The following is a 12,286-nucleotide window of genomic DNA, read 5'->3' as shown; positions in this document are numbered from 1 at the left end:
TCGCGGAGGCCCTTCCCCGTCGGGGAAGGGCCTCCGCCCGTCCGCCAGGGGAAGGAGCGCGGCCGACGGGCAGCCCCTATCGGTCGCGACTGGTGTCTCGGGCATGACGACGGCCATGCCGGGCAGCGACCCGCAGTCGATGGACCGCCAGCACGGCACCACGGAGAGGCTGCAGATCCGGTCGGGCTTCTGGTCGCCGAGCGCACCCGGAGAATCTCCCGCCGACCTGGCGATCGCAGCCCTGAGGACGGCTGCGGCGCACCGCATCCTGGAGATCGGGTGCAGGGGGTCCAGGTGACCCCTACCAGCGGTGTCGCCGTGGCAGATCACGAGACGGCCCGGACCTACCTCGCCACCCTCTCCCCCGGCGCTGCGGTCCGTCTGGAGCCCTACCCCGGCCGCAGGGAGTTCCGGGGCTGCAACGCGGTCTTCGTCGCCCACTGAGGCCCGGCATCCTGGCCCGGCGTCAGCAGGTGTCCCCCGCCGCGGAGCCGCCCGTGGCGCGTGGCAGGAGGAGCGGGATCAGCGCGACGGCCACGCAGATGCCGGCGAGGACGGGCCGGGGACCGAAGGCCTGCAGGGCCGGCGTCGTCGCGGCGATGAGGACGGGCCCGGCCGCCATACCGGTGAAGGACCACAGCGCCGCCACGCGGGCCTGGTGCGTGCCCGGGGTGGCTCGGACGCGGATCGCACCCATGGACGAGTTCGCCAGGCTGGTGGTGAACAGGGTCGCCGCGAACAGCACTGCGGTCAGGACCACGCCGAGCGTGCCGCCGACCAGGAGCGGGTATAGCAGGTAGAGGGCCGAGCGGCCCCACGACGCGAGCCGCAGCGTCCGGTCGAGGCCGAGCCGCTCCGCCCCGTGCCGGGTGACCCACGAGCCGGCGAGGCCGCCGATCGACGGCAGGCCGAGGATCAGCGCGTACTCGCTGGGCGTGAAGCCGAGCTCGCGCAGGTAGAACACCTGGCTGACCGGGGAGAAGGCGCCGGCCAGCCCGGCGAACGCGGTCCAGGACACCACCAGGGCGTGCAGGCGCGCGTCGCGCCATACCAGAGCCACCCCGTCGATGATCAGGTGCCACCGCTCCCCCAAACCCCTCGCCGTGACCTGCGGGCGGGACTCAGGCCGGCGCAGCAGCGCCACACAGGCGATCCCGACGAGGAAGGACGCCGCGTCGACGGCGCACAGCCACACCGGGGTCGCAAAGGTGAGCCGCAGGCCGGCGACGGAGGGGCCGACGATCAGACCCAACCAAGTCGTCGCCATCAGCCTGCCCGTGGCGTCGGTGAACGCCTCGTCGGCGACCAGGTCACGCAGGTGTGCCTGCGGAGGTCGTCGACGCCACCGCTCTGCCGTATGCCGACGGGCAGTTCGACGCCGTCGTCGCGATGTGGATGCTCTATCACGTCCCCGACCTGGACCAGACCCTCGCCGAGGTGTGCCGGGTCCTGCGGGCGGGCCGGATCATCGTCGCGGTGACGAACGGCCAGCAGCACCTCGCCGATCTCCTCGGCGCCGCCGGCCCGGACACCGAACCCCTCGTCTTCATGACCCGAGAGCGGTGAGAAGGTCCTCCGGCGACACCTCCACGACGTCCAGGTGACCCCCACCACGGGTGTCGCCGTCGCGGATCATGAGACCCCCGGTCCTACTTCGACACCCTCTCACCCGACGCCGCCGCCCGTCTGCAGCCCTATCCCGGTCTCCGGGAGTTCCAGGGCTGCAACGCTTTCTTTGTCGCCTGCTGAGCGTCGCCGCCACCGGATGTTCGCGCGAGCGTCAGGAGAAGGAAAGGTATCCGTCCCCACCGGCATCGGGTCGGTGACGCAGGCAGTACCTCACCCGGCACAGGGTCAGCACGTCGGCGAGCACCCACCAGCGCCGGTGATCGAGGAGGTGACGGGCGTCGCCCCTCCTTCCCGCGCCGCTTCCCCGGCAGCCGCGGTCTGCTCGCCTCGGCGAGTGTCCCCCGGCCGGCGGCTCAGCGCGGGAGGGCGCTCTTCTTCTGCCAATCGGTCCAGGTGTACTGCCACACGGTGATGCCCTCCTCGTCCAGGAAGGGCTTGTCGGTCCCCGTGAACTCCACGGGGTCCCCGACCATTGCGGTGTCGAACATCCACTTGGCGTCGGCCATGCTCATGTTCGTGCACCCGTGGGAGACGTTCTGCCTGCCCTGGGCCCACTGCGACCAGGGGGCCGCGTGCAGGAACTCGCCGGTGGTCGTCAGGCGCATGTTCCACTCGGTGTCGAGCTTGTAGTAGTTCGGGTCGCCCTTGGGGATGCCGACGGTCTCGGAGTCCATGGTCATGTGGCCGACCTTCTCCATGATCACCTTGGTGCCCGAGCGAGTCGTGAAACCGGGCTTCCCGGTGGTGACCGGGATCGTCTTGACGAGCTTGCCGTCCCGGAAGACCGACATCTGGTGGGTCTTCATGTCCACCTTGGCGACCTGGGACCGGGCGATGGTGAACTGCTCCTTGTCGTCCCGGGTCACCCACTTGTCCTTGCCGGTCTGGACCCCGTCCAGGAGAGCCTCGACGGTGACCTTGGTGCCCGGTCTCCAGTAGCTCGCCGGTCGCCACATGACACGACGGTCGTCGACCCAGCCCCAGGAGCCGGCCACGGCGGGCGTGGTGGTGACCTTGAGGTGCTTCTCAACCTCGGCCTTGAACCTCGGGTCCTTGACCGACGAGGAGAATGACACCATCGCCGGCATCCCCACACCCACGCTGTCCTCCATGGGGGTGAGCGCGTACTTGGCGACGGTGCCCGGGCGTAGGGTGGCGAAGGAGCTCTTGACCGGTTGCGTGGTCCCGTCGGCGCGGGTGATCGTGGCGGTCACGTCGTACGTCGTGTCGAGCTTGAGGTTGCGCCTGGGCGTCCAGGTGCCGTCGGCAAAGGTGCCCTCGATCGGCTCTCCCTCCCGGGCGACGACCTTGACGTCGGAGACCTCTCCACCGGTCACCGCTACCTTGACCGGCGAGCTCGGCGGAACACCCTCGGAGCGGTCGGCGGGGGTCATGACGACCTTGGCAGGAGGAGCAGGCGCCGTCGACGAGGGCGCTGGGCGTGCCGTGGACCCGCCGGCGCTGGCGCCCGCCGGTTGCACCGTCCGGGCGCCCTGTGCGGGCTGCTCGTCGTTGCTGCACGCGCTCAGGCCCCCAGCCAGCACCAGCGCCATCGCCACGGCCGTGGCGGTCGTCCTGGACGTCATCGTATTCGTCTCCCCTCGGTGTTCCGGTTCAGGCTACCGGCGTCGCTCGCGTGCGGTGCAGGTGGATTGACGCACTGCACCAGGTCGACCACGAATCGTTATCGCCCCCGCCCCGGGCCCTGCCGACATGCCGAGGCCCCGCTGACAAGACGTCAGCGGGGCCCGGATGGTTGCACGAGCGGTCACACGTGGTGGGGTCCCTGAAAGAACTCGAACACCCAGCCCAACAGGCCGATCACACCCAGGATCAACGCCAGCAGGAAGAACCACCAGCCAACGGCCAGCCCCATGAAGAGCATGGCGGCCGCACCAGCCGCCACGATGGGCCACCAGGACTGCGGTGCGAAGAAGCCGTAGTCGCCCTCGGCGTCGGCGATCTCGCCACGCGGGTTGTCCTCGGGGCCGAGACCGGGCAGGCGTTTGACGGTCGCCCGAAGGTAGAACGCCACCATCCACATCATGGGGACGAGGAGAAGCAGCGCGACCACGCCGACCGGCTCGTGGAAGCCGGTGACGAATCCGTACACCAGGCCCACCGGGATGAAGAAGGTGCCCAGGACGCTGAACAGCTTGATGGCAGCGTTCATGCTCAGCGCACGTCCTCTCGCGCGGCGGAGGTGCTGGCGTCGCGGTCGGCCGACTGCGCGCCGAGGCGCTCCATCGTGGCCGGGTCGGCGACCGGGTGCGCACCCTCGGCGTCCGGGTGGTGCAGATCCCAGGCGGGACGCTCGGAGCGGATCCGCGGGATGCTGTCGAAGTTGTGACGAGGGGGCGGGCACGAGGTCGCCCACTCCAGAGACCCGCCGTAGCCCCACGGGTCGTCGACCAGGACCTTGGGCGCCTTGCGGTGCGTGATCCAGACGTTCCACATGAACGGCAGCATCGACAGCGAGAGCAGGATCGAGAAGAACGTGGAGATCTGGTTGAAGAACATGAAGCCGTCCTCGGGCAGGTAGTCCGCGTACCGACGCGGCATGCCGTCCACACCCAGCCAGTGCTGGATCAGGAAAGTGCCGTGGAAGCCCACGAAGAGCAGCCAGAAGTGGATCTTGCCCCACCGCTCGTCCAGCATCTTGCCGGTGAACTTCGGCCACCAGAAGTAGAAGCCGGAGAACATCGCGAAGACCACCGTCCCGAAGATCGTGTAGTGGAAGTGCGCCACCACGAAGTACGAGTCGGACAGGTGGAAGTCCATGGCCGGGCTGGCCAGGATGACGCCGGTCAGCCCGCCGAAGCAGAAGGTGACGATGAAGCCGATCGCCCAGATCATCGGCGTCTCGAAGGTGAGCGAGCCACCCCACATCGTGCCGATCCAGTTGAAGAACTTCACACCGGTCGGGACCGCGATCAGCATGGTCATCACCGAGAAGAAGGGCAGCAGGACCTGCCCGGTGACGTACATGTGGTGGGCCCAGACCGACATCGACAGGGCGGCGATCGCGACGGTGGCGAAGATCAGGGTCTTGTACCCGAAGATCGGCTTGCGGGAGAAGACCGGGATGACCTCGCTGATGATGCCGAAGAACGGCAGCGCGATGATGTAGACCTCGGGGTGACCGAAGAACCAGAAGAGGTGCTGCCACAGCACGGGGCCGCCGTTGGCCGGGTCGTAGACGTGGGCGCCGAACTTACGGTCCGCGCCGAGCGCGAACAGGGCAGCTGCCAGCACCGGGAAGACCATGATCACCAGGATGGAGGTGACCAGGATCGTCCAGGTGAAGACCGACATGCGAAACATCGTCATTCCGGGCGCACGCATGCACAGGATCGTGGTGATGAAGTTGACCGAGCCCAGGATGGTGCCGAAACCGCCGAGGGTCAGGCCGAAGACCCACAGGTCGCCACCGAGACCGGGGCTGTAGGTCGCATCGGACAGCGGTGCGTAGGCGAACCAGCCGAAGGACGCCGCGCCGGCCGGGGTGAGGAAGCCGAACGCCGCCACCAGTCCGCCGAAGAGGTACATCCAGTAGGCCAGCGCGTTCAGCCGTGGGAACGCGACGTCGGGAGCCCCGATCTGGATCGGGACGAGGGCGTTGGCGAAGCCGGCGAACAGCGGCGTCGCGAACAGCAGCAGCATGATCGTGCCGTGCATCGTGAACAGCTGGTTGAACTGCTCGGGGTTGTCCACGATCTGCAGCCCCGGCTGGAACAGCTCGAGGCGGATGAGGACCGCGAGCAGACCACCGATGAGGAAGAACATGAACGACGTGACGAAGTAGAGGTTGCCGATGACCTTGTGGTCGGTCGTCGTCAGGACCTTGGCGATCTGGGTCCCGAGCGAGTGCTTGCGCTCAGTCCCAGGCAGCGCTTGCGCCGTTGCTGTGGCCATCAGTTGCTCCCCTGGCTGGTCGGGATGAGGGTCTGCTGGGCAGGCTCGATCTTCTCACGGTTGAGGCCGTTATCGAGCTGACCGACCTTGCCGGCCGCCTTCTGGTCGGCGAGGAACTTGTCGTACTCCGCCTGGGACACGACCTTGACGTTGAAGAGCATCTGGGAGTGGTAGGCGCCGCAGAGCTCGGCGCACTTGCCCTTGTAGGTGCCTTCGCGGTCGGTCACGACCTGGAACTTGTTGACCCGGCCCGGGATCATGTCGAGCTTCTGCTGGAAGGCCGGCACCCAGAAGGAGTGGATGACGTCACGCGTGGTCAGGACGAACTCGACGCGCTTGTGCACCGGCAGGACGAGGGTCGGCAGCCCTGCCTCCGCCCCGGGCTGGCCGGTGAGGTCGGCCTGGACGCCGTCCACGTAGGTGTTGGCGTCGACGTAGTTGAAGTCCCAGCTCCACTGCTTGCCGACGACGTTGACCCGCACGTCGGGCTTGGTGGAGGTGTCGAGCAGCGCGGCCTCGTCGCGGGCGGTGTAGTAGAACAGCACGCCCACCATGAGGATCGGCACGACGGTGTAGAAGATCTCGATCGGCACGTTGTAGCGCAGTTGCGCCGGGTAGCCCGTGTCGGACTTCTTGCGGCGGAAGGCCACCATGCAGTAGATGGTCAGGCCCCACACGATGCAGCCGACCACGAGAGCCGCGATCCAGGACCAGACCCAGAGGTTCTCGATGCGGTCGGTCGACGTGGTGGCTCCGCGCGGGAGGAAGCCGCGGGTGACGGCCTCGCTGCATCCGCCGAGCAAGGGGGTGAGCACCAGCAAGGTCCCGGCGCCGACGACGGCGCGGACCCGGGAGGCCGCTCGGGATGAGTCATCGTGCCTGCGCAACAGACGCACCTTCCGACATGAGGCTAACTACAGGGCTGACAAGTACATGGGACAGACATGGGCACCCTACCCTGAACCGAACCCGGATGACTCCCCCACACGCGCCCGAAGAGGCCGGACGGGGTGTGACGAGGACGACGCGACGGGGTCAGCACCAGGCCGCAGGCAGGCGCGTGGCCAGCAGCCGAGGCAGGCGCGCGAGGTAGTCCGTCCGGCGCAGGGTGCTCACTCCCAGGCTGGTGAGATGGTCGGTCGCCCACTGCACGTCCACGAGCCGGTCCCCGCCCCCGCCCCGGACCTCCACCAGGTCCCGGCCGAGCAGGTCCACCAGGGCGACGAGCGCGGCCTTGGACGCGTCGGTCACGCGATGGAACATCGACTCACCGGCGAACAGCCCACCCACCGCGATGCCGTACAGACCTCCGACGAGCTCGCCGTCGCGCCAGGTCTCGATGCTGTGCGCCCAGCCGAGCCGGTGCAGCTCGGCATACGCCTGCCTGATGGCCGGGGTGATCCAGGCGCCCTCACGAGAGGGGTCGCCGCAGGCCGCCACGACCTCCTCGAAGGCCGTGTCCACCCGCACCTCGAAGGTCCGGCAGGACCGACGCAGCGACCGGGAGACGCGCAGGGCGTCGAGCTCCAGGACCCCGCGCGGGTCCGGCGACCACCAGCCGAGCGGAGGTCCCCCGCCCTCGCCGAGCCCCATGGGGAACAGCCCGACGCGATAGGCCGCCAGCACCGTGCCGGGGCTGAGGTCGGCGCCGTAGCCCACGAGGTCCTCCCCCGCCGCAGCCTCCCCGACCCCCAGCTCCCAGGACGTGGGGACGGGCTCGACCGGGGTCACGCCACGTCGACGGCGGCGGCGATCTCCGTGGCCGCCTCGGCGCCGTACGCCTCCGCCAGCCGCCGGGAGAACCGCTCGCGGTCCAGGTGGTACTCCTGGGTGCCCGTGGTCTCCAGCACGTGGGTGGCGAGCATCGACCCCAGCTGGGCCGCCCGCTCGTGGCCGAGCCCGCCGCAGATCCCGGCCAGGAAACCTGCCCGGAAGGCGTCGCCCACCCCGGTGGGGTCGACGACGGTGTCGGTGAGCGCCGCGGGGACCCGGACCGGCCCCGACCCACGGGCCACGACCTCGGCGCCGTCCTTGCCGCGGGTGGTCACCCGCACCTGCACCCGGTCGGTGATCTCGTCGACGGTCCAGCCGGTCTTCTGCGCGGCCATGTGCAGCTCGTACTCGTTGGTGAACAGATAGGCCGCACCGTCCACCAGAGAACGGATCGCCGGACCCTCCATGAACGCGAGCTGCTGGGAGGGGTCGCTCACGAACGGCACGCCGTGCTCCCGGCACCAGGCGGTGTGGGCGACCATGCGCTCGGGGTCGCTCGGCGCGATGACGACCAGGTCGACGCCCCCGAGGCGCTCGATCACGGCGCCCAGGTCGATGTGACGACCCTCGGTCATCGCTCCGGCGTAGAACGTCGCCATCTGGGCCAGGTCCGTGTCGGTCGTACAGATGAACCGGGCCGTGTGCTTGTCGCCGGACACGTGCACCTGGTCGCAGTCCACCCCGTGCTCGGTCAGCCAGCCGCGGTAGTCCTGGTCGAAGTCGCGCCCGACGGCGTCGCACAGCACCGGCCGCTGCCCGAGGCAGGCCAGGCCGAAGCAGATGTTGGCCGCCACCCCGCCGCGACGGATGTCCAGGGTGTCGGCGAGGAAGCTCACCGAGATCTTGTCCAGCTGGTCGACGAGCAGGGAGTCGGCGAACCGCCCCTGGAAGGTCAGCAGGTGGTCGGTGGCCACGGAACCGGTCACGAGGATGCGCACCGCGACAGCCTAGAGGACGCCTGCACGTGCGCAGGGCCCGCCATACCCGATCCCGGCGGAGGTATGACGGGCCCTGCGGACCGGGACGACCCGGCGCGCCGACGTCTCAGCTGAAGGAGTCGCCGCAGGCGCAGCTGCTGCCGGCGTTGGGGTTGTCGATCGTGAAGCCCTGCTTCTCGATGGTGTCGGCGAAGTCGATGGTCGCGCCGTCGAGGTAGGGCGCGCTCATGCGGTCCACCACGACCTCGACGCCGTCGAAGTCGCGCACCAGGTCGCCGTCGAGGCTGCGCTCGTCGAAGTAGAGCTGGTAGATGAGGCCGGAGCAGCCGCCGGGCTGGACACCGACGCGCAGGCGCAGGTCGTCCCGACCCTCCTGGGCGAGGAGGCTCTTGACCTTGGCGGCCGCCACGTCCGTGAGCTGCACGCCGTGCGCGCCCTCGGCGATGGGGGTGGTAGCGGTGTCGGTGGTGGGGTCCTGCAGGCTCATGGCGATGTCCTTCGTGGTTCGGGAGCGTGCCGCGCGGGCAGTCGGCTAGGAAGGTCAACCTTCGCACACCGCTGCGTGTTCCCGGGGTCGTCGGGGTGCTGCTCGTGGGCGGTCGCCAGCTCCGGCGCCGCGGCGTCCACCAGCACCGACGTCGATCGGCTACGGGCGCGACCAGGTGCGGGCGACCCGCTCGGACCGGTCGGCCAGGGTGCCCGCGGGGTCGGCCAGGGATCGCGGCACCTGCCGCAGCCCCTCGGCGACCGGGTAGATCCCGCTGATCCCGGCGGCGGCCGTCTCACGGCGTCCGACGAGGCTCTGACCGGGCACGACGACCGCGGGCCGGGCCGCGGCGACCGCCGCCGCCCCCACCGTCGCGACGACCCGCCCCCGCAGGCTGGCCCAGTCCAGCCGGCCCTCACCGGTCACCAGGAGGTCGTGGCCCGCCGCGGCCGCCGGCAGCCCGAGCAGGTCCCCCACGAGCGCGCCGGCCGGCACCAGGCGCGCGCCGAGCAGGGTCAGGGCCCAGCCGACGCCTCCCCCGGCACCGGCGCCGGGGGCCTTGTCCACGCGGACCGGGCGTCCGGTGAGCAGGTCGGTGCGCGGCGGCAGCACCCGGCCGGCCTGCGCCACCAGCGCACCGGTCCACGACTCCAAGGCCTGCGCCTGCTCGGGCGTCGCCCCGTGCTCCTGCGCCTGCTGCGCCGCCGCCCCCTGCAGCCCGAGCAGGGGCAGTTCCTCGGGCGTCGCGACCTCGACCTCGACGTCCACCAGACGTCGAGCCGCCTCCCGGAGCAGGTCCAGGGACCCGGTCCCGATCATCGGGTGAGCCGGCCCGTCCGGATCCCCGGCCAGCGCCCGCCACAGCCCGAGACCGGCGTCGTGGCAGAGGAGCTCACGGACCCCGACGACCACGCGGCGCGCCCCGGCGCCGACCGCGGCGGCCACCAGGGCACCCACGGCGTACGACGTCGTGACCTCGATGTCCCGGCGACCCGGATCGACCAGGTGCAGACCGCAGACCTGGGCCGCCTCGACGTACGCCGTGATCCCTCGCTCCCCCGGCACCAGCGCGATCTCGGCGCGCACCTGATCACCGAGAGGACCGGGCAGGCCGGCGACCAGGGTGCGGGCACCCGGCAGGCCGGACAGCACCGCGACGAAGCCCTCGCCGCCGTCGCTCAGCGGCAGCGTCGTCACCTGGTCGTCCGGGGCGGCGCGCAGCCAGCCCTCGGCCAGGGCGTCGGCCGCCTCCCGGGCGGTGAGGGTGCCGCGGTAGGCACCCGGGGCGACGAGGACGCGCACGGGCTCAGTCGTGGTCGCCGTGCTCGCCGCGCTCGTGCTCGGGCGCCGAGCCGTCCACCTCGTCCTCGACCTCGTCGTGGCCGAAGGGATCGCGGTCGACGCCCGGCATCCAGGTCAGGCCCGGGACGTTCCACCCCCGGGCGCGCAGCATCTTCTTGGCCTTGCGGGCCCAGCGCCCCTCGAGCCGGTCGACGTAGAGCGAACCGTTGAGGTGGTCGTACTCGTGCTGCATGCACCGGGCGAACCAGCCGGTGGCGTCGAACTCCAGGCGGCTGCCGTCGACGTCCTGGCCGATGACGTGGGCGCGCAACGGGCGCAGCAGCGGAAAGGCCTCGCCGGGGACGGACAGGCAGCCCTCGCTGTCGTCGTGGGCGTCCGGCTCTCCGGACGGGCGGCCCGAGGTGGTCACGACCGGGTTGATGACGACGCCGCGCGGCGGGACCCCGTCGTCGTTCGGCATGACGTAGGTGAAGACGCGCAGCCCCACCCCGATCTGGGGAGCGGCCAGGCCGACGCCGTTGGCGGCGTCCATCGTGTCGTACATGTCCTGCACCAGCTCGCGCAGCTCGGCCCCGAAGTCGGTTACCGGCTCGGCCCGCCGGTGCAGCACGGGCTCGCCGTGGATGACGACGGGACGGACGGTCATGGTGGCTCCTTCAGGCGGTATGGCGGCCAGGAGAGCCTACCCGCCGCCGGGCCCCCGGCCGCGCGCTGCCGTCCGGGCCTGCACCTGGGCGGATAGGCTGTGCCGGTGCTAGGACGTAACAAGACCGGCGGTGCCACGAAGCACGAGCCCTCCCTCAACGAGGAGCTCGAGGCCGAGACCCACGCCGCGCGACCGGGGGCCAAGAACCGCCCCACCCCCAAGCGTCGCGAGGCCGAGGCCGCGAAGCGCCGCCCGCTTATCGAGACCGACCGCAAGGCCGCCGCCCAGCGCGACCGGGAGCACGCCCGCGCGGAGCGTGCCCGGCAGCACCAGGCGATGATGGCCGGCGAGGAGTGGGCGCTGCTCCCCCGCGACCGGGGCGCCGCCCGGGCGTTCATCCGCGACCACGTCGACGCCCGCTGGAACATCGCCGAGTTCACGATGCCGGCGCTGATCGTGGCGATGCTGATGTCGCTGCTGATCTCCTGGGTCAAGAGCCCCTACCTGGTGCAGGCCGTCATGTTCCTCACCTACGGGGTCATGATCCTCGGCCTGGTCGAGCAGACCATCGTCTACCGGCGCATCAAGCGCCAGTTCCGCGCCAGCCACCCCGACGAGGAGTGGCCCGCGCGAGCCGGCTTCTACTCCGGGATGCGGGCCTTCCAGCTGCGACCGACCCGGGTGCCGCGTCCGCGCGTGCGCCGCGGGCAGTACCCCCGCTGAACGGGGGGGCACACATGACCGGGGCCGACCGGCCGATCGACGAGGGCTGGGCCGGGCGTGAGGCCTGGTTGGACCGCGCCGGCAGCCTCCGTCAGGTGGTGCGCCAGGAGCTGGTGCGCCGCCAGCTCGAGGTGCACCTGCCCGTGGCGCCCGCCGCGGTCCTCGACGTGGGTGCCGGGCAGGGCACGCAGACCCTCCACCTGGCCCGCGCCGGCTACCAGGTCGTCGCGGTGGAGCCTGAGGAGCAGATGCGGATGGCGTGCGCCGCGGCCCTCGCCGCCGAGGACGAGCAGGTCCGCTCGCGGGTCACCCTGGTCGCGGGCTCGATCGGGGAGCTCGACCGGCTGCCGGAGCTCGCGGACCGCACCTTCGAGGTCGTCCTGTGCCACGGCCTGCTCAGGTATCTCGACGACCCCAACCAGCCGATGCGCGCCCTCGGCCGCCGGGTCGCCGTGGACGGGATCGTGTCGGTGGTGACCGCCAACGCCGCGGCCCTGGCGTGGCGGCACGCGCTGCGCGGCGACCACGACCGGGCGACGGCCCTGCTGGACGAGACCGCCCGGGCCGGCTGGGAGGGCCGGGACCCGCGCTACGTCAACGAGCTCGGCGTCGCCTGCCGGGCCGACTCGGTGGAGCGGCTGGGCGCCTACCTCGGCGGCATCCGATGCTCGTTGGAGTACTGGTACGGCATCCGCACCTTGGTCGACGGCCGCCCGTCCGACGAGCCGGTGCCGGCAGACCCCGCCGAGCTGGAGCAGGTCATCGCGCTCGAGGAGCGGCTCGGCCGCACCGAGCCCTATCGCCGCCTCGGCTCGCTGCTGCACCTGGTGGGCCGCCGCGGCGCGGGCCGCGGCCCCCAGCTCTGACCGGCGC

14 protein-coding genes are annotated in these 12,286 nt (G+C 71.0%); 4 read left to right on the top strand and 10 right to left on the bottom strand.

Annotated features, from left to right (window positions below; all coding sequences use genetic code 11):
* Nucleotides 1–294: 294 nt before the first annotated feature.
* Nucleotides 295–444, top strand: coding sequence for a hypothetical protein (locus ACK2IS_RS07710; RefSeq protein ID WP_409485557.1), 150 nt, complete (start codon nucleotides 295–297; stop codon nucleotides 442–444).
* A 22-nt stretch (nucleotides 445–466) separates the two neighbouring features.
* Here ACK2IS_RS07710 and ACK2IS_RS07705 read toward each other — a convergent pair whose 3' ends face one another.
* Nucleotides 467–1,267, bottom strand: coding sequence for an MFS transporter (locus tag ACK2IS_RS07705; protein ID WP_409485556.1), 801 nt, complete (start codon nucleotides 1,265–1,267; stop codon nucleotides 467–469).
* 53 nt (nucleotides 1,268–1,320) lie between these two features.
* Between ACK2IS_RS07705 and ACK2IS_RS07700 the strand changes: the two genes are divergently transcribed.
* Nucleotides 1,321–1,566: a class I SAM-dependent methyltransferase gene (locus ACK2IS_RS07700; RefSeq protein ID WP_409485555.1), complete on the top strand. Its 246-nt coding sequence runs from the start codon at nucleotides 1,321–1,323 to the stop codon at nucleotides 1,564–1,566.
* 416 nt (nucleotides 1,567–1,982) lie between these two features.
* On the opposite strand, the gene ACK2IS_RS07695 is transcribed toward ACK2IS_RS07700, so the two are convergent.
* The 9 genes from ACK2IS_RS07695 to def all read right to left on the bottom strand — a co-directional run bounded on the left by ACK2IS_RS07695 (nucleotide 1,983) and on the right by def (nucleotide 10,690).
* A complete protein-coding gene (locus tag ACK2IS_RS07695; protein WP_409485554.1) occupies nucleotides 1,983–3,215 on the bottom strand; it encodes an Ig-like domain-containing protein in 1,233 nt (410 codons plus the stop codon).
* A 182-nt stretch (nucleotides 3,216–3,397) separates the two neighbouring features.
* Nucleotides 3,398–3,802, bottom strand: a complete 405-nt coding sequence (locus ACK2IS_RS07690) for a cytochrome c oxidase subunit 4 (protein WP_409485553.1) — start codon at nucleotides 3,800–3,802, stop codon at nucleotides 3,398–3,400.
* 2 nt (nucleotides 3,803–3,804) lie between these two features.
* A complete protein-coding gene (ctaD, locus tag ACK2IS_RS07685; protein WP_409485552.1) occupies nucleotides 3,805–5,544 on the bottom strand; it encodes a cytochrome c oxidase subunit I in 1,740 nt (579 codons plus the stop codon).
* On the bottom strand, nucleotides 5,544–6,431 hold the full coding sequence (gene coxB / locus ACK2IS_RS07680) for a cytochrome c oxidase subunit II (protein WP_409485551.1): 888 nt from the start codon (nucleotides 6,429–6,431) through the stop codon (nucleotides 5,544–5,546). The genes ctaD and coxB overlap by 1 nt, the downstream gene beginning before the upstream one ends.
* A 148-nt stretch (nucleotides 6,432–6,579) precedes the next feature.
* A complete protein-coding gene (gene aat / locus ACK2IS_RS07675) occupies nucleotides 6,580–7,275 on the bottom strand; it encodes a leucyl/phenylalanyl-tRNA--protein transferase (protein ID WP_409485550.1) in 696 nt (231 codons plus the stop codon).
* Nucleotides 7,272–8,255 (bottom strand): carbohydrate kinase family protein, encoded by a 984-nt coding sequence (locus ACK2IS_RS07670; RefSeq protein ID WP_409485549.1) that lies wholly within the window; start codon nucleotides 8,253–8,255, stop codon nucleotides 7,272–7,274. Before ACK2IS_RS07670 ends, aat begins: the two co-directional genes overlap by 4 nt.
* A 106-nt stretch (nucleotides 8,256–8,361) precedes the next feature.
* Nucleotides 8,362–8,742, bottom strand: a complete 381-nt coding sequence (locus ACK2IS_RS07665; protein ID WP_409485548.1) for a HesB/IscA family protein — start codon at nucleotides 8,740–8,742, stop codon at nucleotides 8,362–8,364.
* 159 nt (nucleotides 8,743–8,901) lie between these two features.
* Entirely contained in the window at nucleotides 8,902–10,044 is a 1,143-nt protein-coding gene (locus ACK2IS_RS07660; protein WP_409485547.1) for a glycerate kinase, read from the bottom strand.
* Between the two features lie 4 nt (nucleotides 10,045–10,048).
* The gene (def, locus tag ACK2IS_RS07655) at nucleotides 10,049–10,690 is read right to left on the bottom strand and encodes a peptide deformylase (protein WP_409485546.1); all 642 of its coding nucleotides are present in this window, start codon (nucleotides 10,688–10,690) and stop codon (nucleotides 10,049–10,051) included.
* 105 nt (nucleotides 10,691–10,795) lie between these two features.
* On the opposite strand from def, the gene ACK2IS_RS07650 reads away from it, so the two are divergent.
* Nucleotides 10,796–11,413 (top strand): DUF3043 domain-containing protein, encoded by a 618-nt coding sequence (locus ACK2IS_RS07650; protein WP_409485545.1) that lies wholly within the window; start codon nucleotides 10,796–10,798, stop codon nucleotides 11,411–11,413.
* A gap of 14 nt (nucleotides 11,414–11,427) precedes the next feature.
* Nucleotides 11,428–12,279, top strand: a complete 852-nt coding sequence (locus ACK2IS_RS07645; protein WP_409485544.1) for a class I SAM-dependent methyltransferase — start codon at nucleotides 11,428–11,430, stop codon at nucleotides 12,277–12,279.
* The last annotated feature ends 7 nt before the right edge of the window (nucleotides 12,280–12,286 follow it).

Origin of the sequence: Arsenicicoccus dermatophilus (assembly GCF_046267915.1) — a bacterium.
In the GTDB taxonomy this organism is placed as follows: Bacteria; Actinomycetota; Actinomycetes; order Actinomycetales; family Dermatophilaceae; genus Arsenicicoccus; species Arsenicicoccus dermatophilus_A.
This window is presented reverse-complemented; position numbering and strand designations above follow the sequence as displayed.